Source organism: Arthrobacter sp. NamB2 (assembly GCF_005281365.1).
Taxonomy (GTDB): Bacteria; Actinomycetota; Actinomycetes; order Actinomycetales; family Micrococcaceae; genus Arthrobacter_D.
In genome coordinates, this window is sequence record NZ_SZWI01000001.1 from 626,111 (window position 1) to 641,046 (window position 14,936).

General features: G+C 68.6%; 11 protein-coding genes. 3 read left to right on the plus strand and 8 right to left on the minus strand.

Annotated features, from left to right (window positions below; genetic code table 11):
• Window positions 1-44: 44 nt before the first annotated feature.
• Window positions 45-1,616 carry a methionine--tRNA ligase gene (gene metG, locus FDK12_RS02865; protein ID WP_137368105.1) on the plus strand — a complete coding sequence of 524 codons (1,572 nt, stop codon included), beginning with the start codon at window positions 45-47 and terminating at the stop codon, window positions 1,614-1,616.
• A 21-nt stretch (window positions 1,617-1,637) separates the two neighbouring features.
• On the opposite strand, the gene FDK12_RS02870 is transcribed toward metG, so the two are convergent.
• The 6 genes from FDK12_RS02870 to FDK12_RS02895 form a co-directional block, all read right to left on the minus strand.
• On the minus strand, window positions 1,638-2,177 hold the full coding sequence (locus FDK12_RS02870) for a hypothetical protein (RefSeq protein ID WP_137368106.1): 540 nt from the start codon (window positions 2,175-2,177) through the stop codon (window positions 1,638-1,640).
• A gap of 30 nt (window positions 2,178-2,207) precedes the next feature.
• Window positions 2,208-3,905 (minus strand): ATP-binding protein, encoded by a 1,698-nt coding sequence (locus FDK12_RS02875; RefSeq protein ID WP_137368107.1) that lies wholly within the window; start codon window positions 3,903-3,905, stop codon window positions 2,208-2,210.
• Between the two features lie 78 nt (window positions 3,906-3,983).
• Window positions 3,984-6,554, minus strand: coding sequence for an ABC transporter permease (locus FDK12_RS02880; RefSeq protein WP_137368108.1), 2,571 nt, complete (start codon window positions 6,552-6,554; stop codon window positions 3,984-3,986).
• Window position 6,555: 1 nt separating this feature from the next.
• Window positions 6,556-7,335: an ABC transporter ATP-binding protein gene (locus FDK12_RS02885; RefSeq protein ID WP_137368109.1), complete on the minus strand. Its 780-nt coding sequence runs from the start codon at window positions 7,333-7,335 to the stop codon at window positions 6,556-6,558.
• 146 nt (window positions 7,336-7,481) lie between these two features.
• Complete coding sequence (locus tag FDK12_RS02890; RefSeq protein WP_137368288.1) at window positions 7,482-8,165, minus strand: response regulator; 684 nt, start codon at window positions 8,163-8,165, stop codon at window positions 7,482-7,484.
• Between the two features lie 205 nt (window positions 8,166-8,370).
• Complete coding sequence (locus FDK12_RS02895; protein WP_137368110.1) at window positions 8,371-9,576, minus strand: sensor histidine kinase; 1,206 nt, start codon at window positions 9,574-9,576, stop codon at window positions 8,371-8,373.
• 111 nt (window positions 9,577-9,687) lie between these two features.
• Here FDK12_RS02895 and FDK12_RS02900 point away from each other — a divergent pair, with 111 nt between their 5' ends.
• The gene (locus FDK12_RS02900) at window positions 9,688-10,740 is read left to right on the plus strand and encodes a 3-isopropylmalate dehydrogenase (RefSeq protein WP_137368111.1); all 1,053 of its coding nucleotides are present in this window, start codon (window positions 9,688-9,690) and stop codon (window positions 10,738-10,740) included.
• A 97-nt stretch (window positions 10,741-10,837) separates the two neighbouring features.
• Window positions 10,838-11,944, plus strand: coding sequence for a branched-chain amino acid aminotransferase (locus FDK12_RS02905; protein WP_137368112.1), 1,107 nt, complete (start codon window positions 10,838-10,840; stop codon window positions 11,942-11,944).
• Window positions 11,945-12,070: 126 nt separating this feature from the next.
• On the opposite strand, the gene FDK12_RS02910 is transcribed toward FDK12_RS02905, so the two are convergent.
• Window positions 12,071-13,645 carry a putative bifunctional diguanylate cyclase/phosphodiesterase gene (locus FDK12_RS02910; protein ID WP_137368113.1) on the minus strand — a complete coding sequence of 525 codons (1,575 nt, stop codon included), beginning with the start codon at window positions 13,643-13,645 and terminating at the stop codon, window positions 12,071-12,073.
• Window positions 13,646-13,836: 191 nt separating this feature from the next.
• Window positions 13,837-14,910, minus strand: a complete 1,074-nt coding sequence (locus FDK12_RS02915; RefSeq protein ID WP_137368114.1) for a hypothetical protein — start codon at window positions 14,908-14,910, stop codon at window positions 13,837-13,839.
• Window positions 14,911-14,936: the final 26 nt, after the last annotated feature.

Below are 14,936 nucleotides of genomic sequence, written 5' to 3' on the forward strand. Positions count from 1 at the left end.
TTCGCACTTGGGTAAATACGCACCGACCGGGGTAATTTCATAGGGTGACCTCCGCAGACGCAAAGCCCTCGTTCTATATCACCACGGCCATCTCCTACCCCAACGGGGTGCCGCACATCGGGCATGCCTACGAGACGATCGCCGTCGACGCCATGGCGCGGTTCAAGCGGCTCGACGGCTTCGACGTCATGTACCTGACCGGGACGGACGAGCACGGACTCAAGATGCAGCAGGCGGCTGATCGCGAAGGCATCCCGGTCCGCGAGCTCGCCACACGGAACGCGCTGGCTTTTCGGGACATGAACGACGCCGTCGGCACCTCCTACGACCGCTTCATCCGCACCACGGATGAGGACCACTACGCCGCCGCGACCGAGATCTGGAAGCGCATGGAGGCGAACGGGGACATCTACCTCGACAAGTACGCAGGTTGGTACTCCGTGCGGGACGAGGCGTTCTGGGGCGAGGACGAGACGGAGGTCCGCGAGGACGGCGTGCGGTACGCGAAGGAGACCGACACCGAGGTCACCTGGACGGAGGAGGAGAGCTACTTCTTCCGGCTCTCGGCATACCAGCAGAAGCTGCTGGACCTCTACGAGGCGGAGCCGGAGTTCGGCGCACCCCAGCCCCGGTTCAACGAGGTCATCTCGTTCGTCAAGCGTGGTCTGGAGGATCTCTCCATCAGCCGCACGACCTTCGACTGGGGCGTGCCGGTTCCGGGCAACGACCGCCACGTCATGTACGTCTGGGTCGATGCGCTGACCAATTACCTGACCGGGGTGGGTTTCCCGGACACGGATTCGGAGCGCTTCCGGACGTTCTGGCCGGCCGACGTCCACGTCATCGGCAAGGACATCTCCCGTTTCCACGCCATCTATTGGCCGGCATTCCTCATGTCCGCGGGGCTGGGGACGCCCAAGCGCGTGATGATCCACGGTTTCCTGCACAACCGGGGCGTGAAGATGTCCAAGTCGCTCGGCAACACCGTGGCCCCTGCCGACTGGGTGGACCAGTACGGCCTGGACCAGGTGCGCTTCTTCCTGCTGCGCGAGGTCCCGTTCGGCGCCGACGGCTCCTACAGCCACGAGGCGGTCGTCGGACGCATGAACTCTGATCTGGCGAACAACTTCGGGAATCTGGCGCAGCGTTCGCTCTCGATGGTCGCCAAGAACTGCGGTGGAGCGGTGCCCGAGCCCGGCGAGTTCGCACCTGCCGACACGGAGATCCTGGAGCAGGCGCATGCACTGCTCGAGGCGAGCCGGGTGGCGTACGACAAGCAGGAGTTCTCCCGCGCGCTCGAGAGCGTGTGGACCGTCCTCGGCGACACGAACGCCTACTTCGCGGACCAGCAGCCCTGGGTGCTCCGCAAGACCGATACCGAGCGCATGAACACCGTCCTGTACGTGACGCTGGAGGTGCTCCGGGTGGTGGCGATCCTTGCCCAGCCGGTCATGCCGACCAGCGCCGGCCAGATCCTCACCGCACTCGGTCAGGGAACGGGGAGCGACGACGCCAGCCGCCTCTTCAGCGCGATCGCCCGCAGGATCGAGCCCGGAACCGCGTTGCCCGCGCCATCGCCGGTGTTCCCCAAGTACGAAGAACCCGCGGAATCCTGACGGGCAGGAGCGGAGACGGCGTCAGCCCTTCAGGAAGCGTGCTGACGCCGTCTCCGTCATGACCCGCGCCACGGTGTCCTGCTGCCGCTTGGACGCCTCGAGCAACCGCTGGAGGACCGTCCGGTCGAGGACATCCTCGCCGGCAGTGGCCCCGGTGTCGGGGGAGAGGGCGAGCAGCGTGGCCCACAGGGCTTCCTTGCCGCGCAGGAGCGACTGAAGTGCCTCGAGCTCGAGCTGCGCTCCGGCGGTCTTCTTCCGGCGCGCCGGATTCAGCGGATCCAGTTCGGCGACGACGGACATCACGCGGGCGAAAGCCATCTTGAGGAGGCTCGGCCGGTGCCCGAGGGCCTTGATCAGGCGCTTCAGGAACGCCCGCTCCTGACCGATCTCCTGCCGGAGCCGTGAGAAGTCCTCCTCGTACGGCGTCCCCGCCCAAGACACCCGGGCCGCCCCGAAGAGCCGCACGCCGTTCGTGGCGCCGACGAGATGCAGGTCGAGGTAGGGCAGGAGCGTGCCCAGGTCCAGCTGTCGTACCGGAATGCCGTCCGTGGCGCGCGTCATGAGCGTTCCTCCCGTGGAATCTTCAGCACATCACCCTACGGCAGCATGATTCAGGAGCGGAAGCGTGACGCCGACCGACGTCCCCACGCCCAGCGTGGAGTCGATCGAGATGGTTCCGTGGTGCGCTTCGAAGGTTTTCTTCGCGATGGACAGTCCTACTCCGGCACCCGGCAGCGACTGCTGCGCATTCGAGGCCCGGTGGAAGGAGTCGAAGAGGCGGGGCAGATCCTCCGCGGGGATCCCGATTCCGGTGTCCCTGATCACCAGGACCATGTGGCCGTTGTCGGGCTCGACCGTCAGGTCGACGAACACACTGCCGTCCGCGCGGGTGAACTTGAGTGCGTTCGACAGCAGGATGACGATGGCGGCGGAGAGCTCGTCACGATCTCCGGCCACGGTGACAGGGTGGTCCGGGAGCGAGCATGCCAGGTGTATCCCACCGGTCGACGCCTGCAGCGCCAGGCGGTCGGTCAGGTGCGACACCAGGTGCACGATGTCCACGGGCCCGTGCTCGGAGGCATCGGTCTGCTGCGCCGAGAGGGCCGAGATGTCCTCGATGAGCCGACTCAGCTTCATCGCGTTGCGCTCGACGGCCTGCAGCATGGTGCTCGCTTCGGGCGGCAGCTCGCCGCCGGCGCCGTCGATGAGCATCTCGAGGTACCCGGAGATCGACGCCAGCGGGGTCCGGAGTTCGTGGTTCACGGTACCGACGAAATCGGTCTTCGCCTGGTTGAGCGCACGCAGCTTGCGCACCGCCTGCTGCTGCCGCGAGATGAGCTGGGCCTGGATCAGCCCGTGAGCGAGGTTGCCGAGGACGTGCTGGGTCAGCGCACCCTCGACTCCCGACCGGGCCGGGGGTGCTGTGTCGTTGACGACCCAGAGCAATCCGAAGGGAGTGTCGCCCTCGCCGAGCGCGGCCACGAAACCGCTGGCGGTCCGATCACCACCGAGGCCGTCCCGGAGCCAGGGCGGCGCCGCGACGGCACCGGCCCCGGCAGCGGCAGATCCGGTGTGGAAGGGCACGGTGGTCGCATCCTCCCACAGCCGCAGCGCCAGGGTGAGGGCCGCATCCTGGTGCTCCGGCTCGGGGGTGGCGGGGCTCGAGCGGGTTGCGCCCGGTCCGCTGGTCCAGCTGCTGCTCCCGACGCCGACGCGGTCGTCGTCGAAGATCTGCAGCGCGAGGTGGCGGGCGCCCAGCGCCCGCCCGATCCCCGGAAGGAACTGGTCGATCATCACGGCAGGGTCGTTCGTGGCCCTGATCCTGGCCGAGATGGACCTCATGTCCTCCCGTAGCTGCGACGAGAGTGCCCGCTGCTCCTCGTACCGGCGGCGCCGCGAGATCACGGCACGCGTCCGGTGCAGCAGTTCGACGGGGTCCACCGGGCGGAAGACGACGTCCGAGACGTAGGGCGCCAGCGTCGCCGGCAGCGCGTCGACGCCGCCCTCCGGAAGGAGGACGATGACCGGGAGGCCGGAGAGCTCGGGATGTTCGCCGACCACCTCGGCCAGGGAACCGGCGTAGGCGAGCGCGAGGTCCAGGTCCACCAGCAGGATGTCGGGTCGCGTGACGAGGACCTCGTTCAGCACGTCCGGTGCCGTGGCCACGGTGGTCGAGCGATGACCGTGGCTGCCGAGGACGCGCTGCATCTCGGCGCGCTCCTGCGCCGACGGGGACGCGACGACGGCGAACGCTTCACCGCGAGTCCCTACTACCTCGTGCTGCCCCACGGCGTCCTCTCCGACCTCTCCTGCAATGCTCCTAATATAGGCCGTCGGCCGAGGTCGGGAGGCGCCGTAGGCCGTTGGTCAGTCGGCGGCGAGACCCGCGACGGGAGACAGGCGGGCCGCCCGGCGAGCGGGCAGCACGGAAGCCATGAGCCCGGCCGCGACGGCTACCGCCAGGACCAGCCCGATCTGGGCGACCGGCACGGAGGGGGTGACGGGGAGGGTCCCGCCCAGTGCGGATTGAGCGCCGAGCCAGCCGTAGAGGACCCCGAGTGCTGATCCGAGCAGCGCCGCCACACCCGCGATGAGTACTGCCTCGACCGCGAGCATCCCGCGCAGCTGCCCCCGGGTGAGACCGAGGGCACGGAGCAGGGAGTTCTCCCGGCGCCTTTCCAGCACCGACAGGGAGAGGGTGTTCGCGACGCCGATGAGTGCGATCAGCACGGCAACGGCGAGCAGGGCCGTCACGATCAGGAGCATGACGTCGATGACCTGGTTGTAGGCCGCGCGTTCGATCGCCGCACCTGTGACCTGGTACTCGGAGACTCCAGTCGCGTCCACGATGCTGGACTGGATGTCGACGACGCCCTGCGCATCCTGTGCATCGTCCAGCGTGATCCAGAAGGTGGAGCCGAAGTATCCGGCGAGCTGTTCGTCCTCGGCGACCGGTTCGGTCCCGCCCGCATCCCCGAGATAGGTCGTCAGGGCGTCGGTCGGCGCACCCCCCAGCTGCTGCAGCGTTCCGGTGGTGATCAGCGGCAGGAAGAACGCCGCCTCGGTCGTCGTGACCGGCAGGGTCCGTGCCCCGTCGGCTGTCTCCAGGGTCACTTCCCGCTGTGTCCAGTCCTGCGGGGCCAGGACCATCCCGTCCGTGAGCTGTACTCCCTGGGAGCGCAGGACCTCGGCGATCTGCCCCGGATCCGCGGCGTAGACCAGCGCCCCGCCGTCGTCCGGAGAGGTGAGCAGGACGGGTGTGAGTTCGACGACCCCCCGGACGCCGTCGACGCCGAGGAGGGTCGGCACATCCACCCGCTGGGTCATCGGCTCTCCTGTTCCGTCCTGCGCGGACCCGGAACCGGAACCCGAGACAGCGAGGTCGACGGCGTAGTTCTCGTCGAGTTCGCGCTCGAGCGATACGCGGGCGGTCTGCGCACCGACCATCATCATGGTCACGAGCGTGACGCCGACCATCAGCGCGGCCGAGGACGACGTGGTGCGGGAGGGATTCCGCACCGCGTTGACCGATGCAAGGCTCCCCGGCACACCGAGGGGACGGGCCATCCTGCCGATCGCGGCGACGCTCGGAGGAACGAAGAACGGCGCGAGCAGGACGACGCCGAGGAAGGACACGGCACCGCCTGCGACGGCCGGGACGATCGCGGCCGAGACGGCTCCGAGCAGCAGGAGCGCCCCGCCACCGACGAGGGCAGCGAGTCCGACGGCCAGCCGCACACGCCCACTCCTTGTCCCGACGGCAGTGGGTGCGATGGGACGGAGTGCGGCCAGAGGAGCGACCCGGGTGGCGGCCCGTGCGGGGACGAGCGCGGCGAGGAGTGTCATCAGGACGCCCACGGCGATTCCGATGGCCACGGCCGAGGGTGGCACAGCCAGCACGGCGAAGGAGCCGAAGTCCGTCCGCCGTGCGAGGCCCACGAGACCGGCCATCACACCGATCGCGAGGAGCACGCCGAGCACCGAGGACACGATGCCGACCACGGCGGCTTCGACGAGCACGGACATCCGGACCTGGCGTCGCTCGGCACCGATACAGCGCAGCAGGGCGAGCTCACGGGTCCGTTGTGCCACGAGGACCGAGAAGGTATTGGAGATCACGAGCCCGGCGACGATCACCGCGACGGCCGCGAACGCGAGGAGGATCCCCGTCAGCACATCCGTGCCACCCGAGAGCCGTGCCACGTCGACCGTCGTCTGCTCGGCGGCGGAACGTACGACGGCGCCCCCGGCCGTCGGAGAGGCGTCCAGGACGCCGGTGACGGCCTCCGCCACCGTCGTCGGTTCGGCCTCGGGCACCAGGGCGAGCTGCACGTTGCGGAAGGCGGTCTCACCACCGTTGAGTTCGCGGACCAGGGCCGTGGAGGCCAGGACCTGCACCACTCCTGACTGCGTCGGATCATCGCTCGGCAGGGTCAGGCCCGTAACGGTAAGGGCGTCGCCCAGGGCGGAGGGGGAAGCGCCGGCATCGACGGCGACCGTATCACCGGGTGCGACGTCCAGCCGCGCGGCCGAGGCCTCGTCGAGTGCCACCTGGCCGGGCTCCGACGGGTAGGCGCCCATCGTGAGCTGCGCGGTCTCCAGCTGTTCCGGCGCGGAGGCGGTGAGGACCGCGAGCGACGTCGCATCACCGGTCAGGAGCTGGGTGTGGGCGCGCTCGAGGCCGTGGACGACCTCCACGCCGGGCACGGCGGCGAGCTCGTCGGCCAGGTCGGCGGGCACGGTGTTGCCGTCGTCGACCGACACGATGAGGTCGGCCTTGGCATACGACGCTCCGATGCTCTCGCTGAGGCTCGCTCGGGTGGTCGCGTTGACCATGAGTGTCGCCGAAAGGAAGGCGACACCGAGCATCACGGCGAGGCCGACGGCGATGAAGCGCCGGGAGTGGACGCGGATCTGTGCGAGGGCTACCTGCAGCATGTCAGGCCCCCAGTGTCGCGAGGGCGCCGAGGATGGCGTCGGGCGTGGACTGCTCGAGTTCTCCGACGAGTGCACCGTCCTTCATCAGGACAACACGGTCGGCATACGAGGCGGCCACCGGGTCGTGCGTGACCATGATGATGCTCTGGCCCATCTCGCGGCAGCTCCGGCGCAGCAGCGACAGCACCTCGGCGCCCGTCGCCGAGTCGAGATTGCCCGTCGGCTCGTCGCCGAAGATCACGTCGGGCCGCGTGAGGAGGGCGCGTGCGACGGCGACCCGCTGCTGCTGCCCGCCGGAGAGCTCGTGGGGGCGGTGGGACAGGCGGTCCTCGAGTCCGAGCGAGGCCGAGATCTGCTGCAGCCAGGTGGTGTCCACCGTACCGCCGGCGAGCGCGACCGGCAGCGTGATGTTCTGCTCGGCGGTCAGGGTCGGCACGAGGTTGAAAGCCTGGAAGACGAACCCGACGCGCTCGCGGCGGAGCCGGGTGAGTGCCGCATCCGGAAGACCGGTGATGTCGGTCCCACCGATCCAGAGGTGCCCTGAGTCGATGCTGTCCAGCCCGGCGAGGCAGTGCATCAGGGTCGACTTGCCCGACCCGGAAGGTCCCATGATCGCGGTGAAGCGTTCCCGGTCGAAGTCGAGCGAGATGTCCCGGAGTGCGTGGACGGCGGTCTCGCCGCGGCCGTAGCTCTTGGAGACGCCGCGGGCAGCGACGGCAGCGGATGGAGCGGGGGAGGGAGAGCCCGTCAGGCTCCCGGGAAGATTCGTGGAAGTTGTCATGCTCCCACGCTATGGATCACGGCCTCCGGACGGATCGCCGCCAGGTCCCGCGTTCCGCGGTGCAGTCTCATCCCGGGGGATGAGCGGGGAGCGCGCCCACTGCGACCGCGGGTGCCCACCGACGGCCGTCGGCAGCGCGGCTGCGGTCAGGGGCGGACGATACCCGTCTCGTAGGCCATGACGACAGCCTGGACGCGGTCCCGTGCCTCGAGCTTCGCGAGGATGTGCCCTACGTGCGTCTTGACGGTCGCTTCCGAGAGGAACAGCTTCGCCGCGATCTCCGGATTGGACAGTCCCTGCGCGATGAGCTCGAACACTTCGCGCTCGCGGGCGGTCAGGCGCGCCACCGCTGCGGCATGCGCGTCCTGTGCAGGTGAAGGCTGCCGCAGCAGGGGCGCCACATGGTCCAGCAGCCGGCGCGTCGTCGAAGGCGCGATGACGGCGTCGCCGCGGTGCACGGTGCGGATCGCCTCGAGCAGTTCCTCCGGTGGCGCGTCCTTGAGCAGGAAGCCGCTGGCACCCGCATGGATCGCCGACAGCGCGTACTCATCGAGGTCGAAGGTCGTCAGTACGACGATCCGCGGCCCCTGGGACTCGCTGCTTCCCCCAGGTGCCTGCCCGTTCCCCGCGAGGATGCGCCGCGTCGCCTCGATGCCGTCCATGCCCGGCATGCGCACATCCATCATGACCACATCGGCGCGCGTCACCGAGAGCGCGCGGACCGCTTCCTCTCCGTTGGCGGCCTCGCAGACGACCCGGAGATCGGGTTGGGAGTTGATGAGCATGGCGAAGCCGCTGCGCACCAGGTGCTGGTCGTCGACGATGGCGATGCGGATGGTGCCGCCGTCGCCGGTCGGGTCGGCAATAGCCTGTGTTTCCGCTGTACCTGCTGTACTCACCACGATGCTCTCGTTCTCCTGTGTTTCTGCCTGTGTCTGTGCCTGCGTGTCTGTGCCTGCGTGTCCAACTGCGTCTCTACCTGCGCGTCTACCTGTGCATCCACCTGTGCATCCACCGCGTCCCGCCGTGTGGACGCTAGGCCTGCGTGTACGGGATGAACGCTTCCACCCGGTACCCGCCCCCGGTGCGAGGGCCGGCAACGACTGTCCCGTCGTAGAGCCTCACGCGCTCCGTCATGCCGGTGATCCCCTGGCCGGCGCCCGCGGTGGTCGGATCAGGAGCGGCTCCGCGGCCGTCGTCGTCGACCGTGATGGTGAGCCCGCGGGGGCCGTAGTCGAGAGCCACCTCGGTCGTCGTGTCCGCACCCGCGTGCTTGAGCACGTTGGTGAGCGACTCCTGGATGACGCGGTATGCCGTGAGCTCGGCGCCCAGGGGGAGCTCCCTGCGCGGCGTGCCGACCCGACGGCACGCCACCCGGACGCCGGAGCGCCGTACCGACTGGATCAGCGCATCGATGTCGTCGAGCGTCGGCAACGGACGCGTCGAGGCGCTTTCGTCGCCGCGGAGCACGCCCAGCAGGCGCCGCATCTCGCGCAGCGACCCCCGGCCGGTGTCGGCGATCGTCCCGAGCGTCTGGACAGCCAGCTCGGGTGCCTGCGCGCTCGCGTACCGTGCTCCATCGGCCTGCGTGATGATGACGGACAGGGAATGCGCCACGATGTCGTGCATCTCGCGGGCTATGTGGCTCCGCTCATCGGCGGCGGCGAGGTCGCGCTCCTGCTGCCGCTCGACCTCCAGGCGGCGGGTCCTGTCCTCGAGGGCCTGGTACGTCAGGCGACGCGACCGTGCGAGATCGCCCATGGTCCAGGCGAGCAGCACGAGCGATTCCACGAAGAAGAGCAGGATCAGGAACAGTGGCACCGTGGTGAGGATCGAATCACTCGTACTCACGCCCGTCAGTTCGCCGTACCGCACGAGGCCGACGGCCACCCCGGCGATGGCGAGACCGAGGCCGCCGAGGCTTGCCCAGCGGGGCCCGTAGGCTGCAAGCGTGTACAGCGTCACCAGGATCACGAACTGCGCCGGGACGGGTTCGATCCCCGTGATGAGCTGCAGCAACGAGATCCCCGCGATGATGCCGGCCGAGAGGATCACGCGCGAACGGCGCCAGACCAGGGCTATCACCAGCGCCGCGGAGACCATGACGATCATGCCCACGCCCTGCACGCCGCCCGCGGCGAACGGCAGGACCAGGAAGACGAAGATCGCCAGTGCGAGGCAGGCATCGACGGTCCTGGGGTGCGCACGTATCCAGCGTGCGAGCCTCAGGTGGATGTCCATGGGTACCAACTCTAGGTCTGCCGGCCGCGCCAGCACATCCGACCGTGGGTGGAGCCGTCTCATCCTGCGGACCGATTGTTGCCGGTCAGGGCCCTTTCCTAGGCTGGGAGCATGACTGACGCCCCGCACCGTATCGACCTCGCCGTCATCCCCGGAGACGGCATCGGCCCCGAAGTGACCGCCGAAGCGGTGAAGGTGCTGAGCGCCGTCGTCCATGGGGACGTCGAGCTCGCGCTCACCGAGTACGCGCTCGGAGCCGAACACTGGCTCGCCACGGGGGAGACACTGCCCGATGCCACGCTGGACAGGCTCCGCAGCCATGACGCCATCCTGTTCGGTGCGGTGGGCGCGGCCCCGGGGGACACCCGAATCCCGTCGGGACTCATCGAGCGGGAGCTCCTGCTCGAACTCCGTTTCTCCCTGGACCACTTCGTGAACCTGCGCCCGTCGAAGCTGTACCCCGGCGTGGCGAGCCCCCTGGCTGATCCCGGTGTCATCGATTTCGTGGTCGTGCGCGAGGGCACGGAGGGCCCGTACACGGGAAACGGCGGTACGCTCCGTGGCGGTACGCCGCACGAGGTCGCCACCGAGGTGTCGCTCAACACCGCGCATGGCGTCGAGCGCGTCGTGCGGGACGCCTTCGCGCGCGCTGCCGCTCGACGGAAGAAACTGACGCTCGTGCACAAGCACAACGTCCTCGTGTACGCGGGCCACCTGTGGAAGCGCTCCGTGGAGGCAGTCGCCGAGGAGTTCCCCGACGTCAGCCACGACTACCTGCACGTCGATGCGGCCATGATCTTCCTCGTCACGGACCCTTCGCGCTTCGACGTCATCGTGACGGACAACCTCTTCGGGGACATCGTGACGGACCTCGCCGCGGCTGTATCGGGGGGCATCGGCCTGGCGGCCTCGGCGAACCTCAACATGGACCGCACCGCGCCGTCCATGTTCGAGCCCGTGCATGGGTCCGCACCGGACATCGCGGGCCGGCAGGTGGCCGACCCCACGGCAGCGATCCTGTCCGCAGCCCTGCTGCTCCGTCACCTCGGGCACGACGCCCACGCCGGACGCATCGAAGCCGCTGTCGAGGCCGACATCGCCGCACGCACGGGTGCGCGGAGCACCTCCGCCGTCGGCGATGCTATTGCCGCTGCCGTGTCCTAAGGTGGTTACACATCATTAACCCAGTGCCACGGCACTGACCACCGACGGACGACGGCGGCCGTGCTGCCGGCGACATCCGTTCCAGCGCGGAGGAACCATGACAGCCACCGATACCCGTTTTGCCCAGCACCTGTCGACGCACCGCGCCTCGGCCGAGCAGCGCGAGGCGGTGCTGGCGAACCCGGGCTTCGGTAACTACTTCACCGACCACACGGCGATCGTCGACTTCAGTATCGACGCATCCGGTGTAGGAGTCTGGCACAGCGCCCGGCTCGAGCCCTACGGTCCGATCGCGCTGGACCCGGCGGCCGCGGTGCTGCACTACGGGCAGGAGATCTTCGAGGGCATGAAGGCGTACCGGCACGAGGACGGATCGGTCTGGACCTTCCGCGCCGACGCGAATGCCGCCCGACTGAACCGCTCGGCCGTGCGCCTCGCCCTGCCGCAGCTGCCCGAGGAGCTGTTCCTCGAGTCGCTGCGTCAGCTGGTGGCCGCGGACCAGGAATGGATCCCGTCCGGCGATGGAGAGAGCCTGTACCTGCGCCCCTTCATGATCGCCACCGAGGCGTTCCTCGGGGTCCGGCCCGCACGCGAGGTCTCCTACCGCGTGATCGCCTCGCCGGCGGGCAACTACTTCGGCGGCGAGGTCAAGCCGGTCAACATCTGGGTCTCACGCAACTACGCCCGCGCCGGACGCGGCGGTACCGGTGCGGCGAAGGCCGGCGGCAACTACGCCTCGTCCCTGGCCGCGCAGCTCGAAGCCGAGGCGCACGGCTGCAAGCAGGTCCTGTTCCTGGACCAGTTCAATGACAATGCCGTCGAGGAACTCGGCGGCATGAATGTCTTCTTCGTCTTCCGCGACGGATCCCTCGTGACCCCCGCCCTGTCCGGGACCATCCTCGAGGGCGTCACGCGATCCTCGATCATCCAGCTGGGAAGGGACCGCGGACTGAAGGTGAGCGAGCGCAAGATCACGCTGGACGAGTGGCGCGACGGCGTCGCTAGCGGGGACATCACCGAGGTCTTCGCGTGCGGCACCGCGGCCGTCATCACCCCCATCGGACAGTTGCGCGACGGCGACGAGTTCATCGGAGCGCCCGACGCGCGGGCAGGTGAGGTCACGATGTCCATCCGGAGTCAGCTGCTGGGGATCCAGACCGGAGTGGTCGAGGACGCCCACGGCTGGCTCACGCGCCTGGTCTGAGCAACCCGCCGCTCCGAGCCGACGCCGTCCGGCCCTCCTAGGTCACGGCGTCGGCGAAGGGCGGCAGCACGTCCGTCGGCGCACGCGCATTCGCTCCGCGTCCGCTCGTGGCCGGAACCGTCGCTGTCAGTGGGAGGAGATCGTCTCCGGACCGTCGATTTCCTCGCCCATGCGGAGGTGGCGTGTGGAGGCGAGCAGGGCGGCGGCTTCCCCAGCCGGCAGCGGGCGGCTGAAGTAGTACCCCTGACCGCTCGCGCACCCCAGGGCGCGCAACTGGGTCGCCTGCTCGCGCGTCTCGATGCCCTCGAAGACCGCCTCGAGCCCCGCCGCGCGGATGAGTTGCAGGATCGCGGCCACGAACTCGAGCTGGCCGGCCCTCGTGTTGAGCTCGACGAGCAGGGAGCGGTCCACCTTCACCATGCTGACGGGGAGTTCCCGCAGGTAGCTGATGGAGGAATAGCCTGTCCCGAAATCGTCGATCTCTATGCCGACGCCGAGCTGCTGGAGGCTGAGCAGCGAATACATCTCGACCTCCCCGCGCGTCACGATCGCGGTCTCGGTGATTTCGACGACCAGGTTGCGGGCCGGCAGGTCGAGCTCACGCAGCAGGGTGCGGATATGGTCCACCAGGTCCAGTTGCTTGAGTTCGACGGCCGAGAGATTGACCCGCAGCTGGAAGTCGTCGTCGAGCGGGAAGTCCTTGCGCCACTGCGCCAGCTGGCGCAGGGACGCGGACATGACCCACCGGTCGAGGTCGTGGATGACCCCGATCTCCTCGGCGAGCGGGATGAAGGTGTCGGGCGGGATCAGCCCACGCACGGGGTGCTGCCACCGCACCAGTACCTCGACCCCGAGGATCCGGTTCGTGGCGAGTTCCACCACGGGCTGGTAGTGGAGCACCAGCTCGTTGGCGCTGATGGCTCCGCGCAATTCCGTGGCCATCTGGCTCCGGAGCTGCCGCGAGTACAGCATGACGGGCTCGAAGACCTTGATGATGCTGCGGCCCTCTCGTTTTGCCGCATACATCGCAGTGTCGGCGTCCAGGAGCAGTTCCTCGGGCGATTGGTCCGCGGTTCCGAGCCGCACGCCGATGCTCGCCCGGGAGTGGACGTAGAGCGAGTCCAGCCTGATCTGTTCACCGAGGACCTCCAGGGCCCGGCCGGCCACCTGCATGGCGACATCCATGGTGGCACCGGGGAGGAGGATGGCGAACTCGTCGCCGCCCAACCGCGCCACCAGGTCACTCTCCCGGACCACGCTGGTGAGGCGTACGGCGACCTCCTGCAGGACCCGGTCACCGGCGTCGTGGCCGAAGCGGTCATTGACGTTCTTGAAGCTGTCGAGGTCGAGGAGCAGGAGGGCCGGAGGAGGCGCTCCGTTCGCAGCCTGGCTCAGCGCCTCCTCGATGCCGTCCATCAGCGCCACACGGTTCGCGAGCCCGGTGAGAGCGTCCGACATCGCCATCTTCATCATGTCGAGGTGCGCCTGGCGGAGCATGGCCGTCCGGCTCTCGACGCGCTTCTCGAACTGCTCGTAGACCTGTTCGAGTTCTTCGGCGAGGAGGTTCACGCCGGTGATGACGGCGTCGACTTCGTCCCTCGCGTTCGAGGGCTCGATCCGGCTGCTGAGTTCCCCCCGGGAGAGCCGCACGATGCTCTCGACCAGCAGTGCGAGTCGGGGGTCCTTGTGGTCAGCGCTCATCGGCTCCAGCGTACAGTCCGTCGAGCGTGGGTAGGGGAGTACGAGTGGAGCGCGTGTTCCCGCCGACTTCCAGGCCCGGCATGGATGAGCCCCGGCCGGGGTGGGAGTAATGGGGGAAAACGCCCGGCCCGACCAGGGCCTGAAGATGACTCTATGCCATCGGCGCCGCGCGCTGGCATCCGGCCCGTTGCCTACTCCTCCTTGACATCGCGCCTGACCGGTGCCGTGACGTGGTGCTGCTCCCGCAGGGTGTCCAGCAGGGTTCGGGCTGTTGCTGCCCGTTCGCGGGCACCCGACCGCAGGAAGAGCTGTTCGCTCTTCTCGAGGTGTACCGCGGCCTCCGCGTTGCTGGTACGCGCCGAGAGTGCCTGCCCCTGGAGGAAATGGGCCTGCGCGGCGACGTGGGTCGCCAGGAGGTCCTGGTGGGCGATGACCTCGGACAGTTGGTCGATCGAGGCCTCGAACTGCCCGGTGAGGACGAGCCATTGTGCCCGGATCAGCTTCAGCTCGAGACGGTCACGCTCGGTTCCTCCGACGATGGAGCTGGCGAGTTCGGCCCGCTCGATGCACTCGAGCGTCTCGGGCTCGATAACACCCGCTGCGAGGCGGAAATCCGCCGATCCCCGATTGAATCGCGCCCACAGATCGAGGTCATTCGTCGGTGACAGGGTCTTCGCTGCGAGCTCGTGGTAGGACACTCCCTCGGTGATGTGTTTGAGGAGGAAGGCCACGTTGCCGATAGCCCAGTAGGACTGGCCCGCGTACTTGTTGTCCGGGTTCTCATCGAGAAGTCCCGCGAGGTTGCGGCACTCCGCCCAGGCGTCCTCGAGCTGGCCACTTTCAGCCAGTGCGGCGATGAGGGCATTCTGGGCCTCGATGACGATGGCGTTGTGGTCCGGCTCGAGCCGAGCTTCCGCAACGGCACGTCGCGCTGCCTCCACTGCTGTGGCGAGATCGCCGGTGCCCTGCAGGGCGAAAGCCCGCAGGGTGAGCACCCGTGCGCTCAGTGCCCTCGACCGCTTGGTGAGAGGGTGCCCGGCAAGTTCATCTGCAACAGATCGGGACTCCTCCATGAGCCCTTGTTTCCTCAGGCATTCCCCGATCAGGAACGTAGCGTTCCACCAGCCGAGGTCGTCCCCGCCCTCGAGAGCCGCCGCCGCCAGTTCCTCGGCCAGTTTCTGGGCTCCCGTGTAGTCCCGCTGGTTCCACGCGTCGCGGGCTCGTAGCTCGAGCAGCAACCGCTGACCCGCCGCTTCTCCGTACATTCTGCGCACCTTCGGCTTCCGCGTTG

Bases quoted from the DNA above. Each gene is read 5' to 3' on its own strand.
- FDK12_RS02870 (WP_137368106.1), bottom strand. From the start codon at position 2,177: ATGACGCGCGCCACGGACGGCATTCCGGTACGACAGCTGGACCTGGGC.
- FDK12_RS02880 (WP_137368108.1), bottom strand. From the start codon at position 6,554: ATGCTGCAGGTAGCCCTCGCACAGATCCGCGTCCACTCCCGGCGCTTC.
- FDK12_RS02885 (WP_137368109.1), bottom strand. From the start codon at position 7,335: ATGACAACTTCCACGAATCTTCCCGGGAGCCTGACGGGCTCTCCCTCC.
- FDK12_RS02895 (WP_137368110.1), bottom strand. From the start codon at position 9,576: ATGGACATCCACCTGAGGCTCGCACGCTGGATACGTGCGCACCCCAGG.
- FDK12_RS02900 (WP_137368111.1), top strand. From the start codon at position 9,688: ATGACTGACGCCCCGCACCGTATCGACCTCGCCGTCATCCCCGGAGAC.
- FDK12_RS02905 (WP_137368112.1), top strand. From the start codon at position 10,838: ATGACAGCCACCGATACCCGTTTTGCCCAGCACCTGTCGACGCACCGC.
- FDK12_RS02910 (WP_137368113.1), bottom strand. From the start codon at position 13,645: ATGAGCGCTGACCACAAGGACCCCCGACTCGCACTGCTGGTCGAGAGC.
- FDK12_RS02915 (WP_137368114.1), bottom strand. From the start codon at position 14,910: ATGTACGGAGAAGCGGCGGGTCAGCGGTTGCTGCTCGAGCTACGAGCC.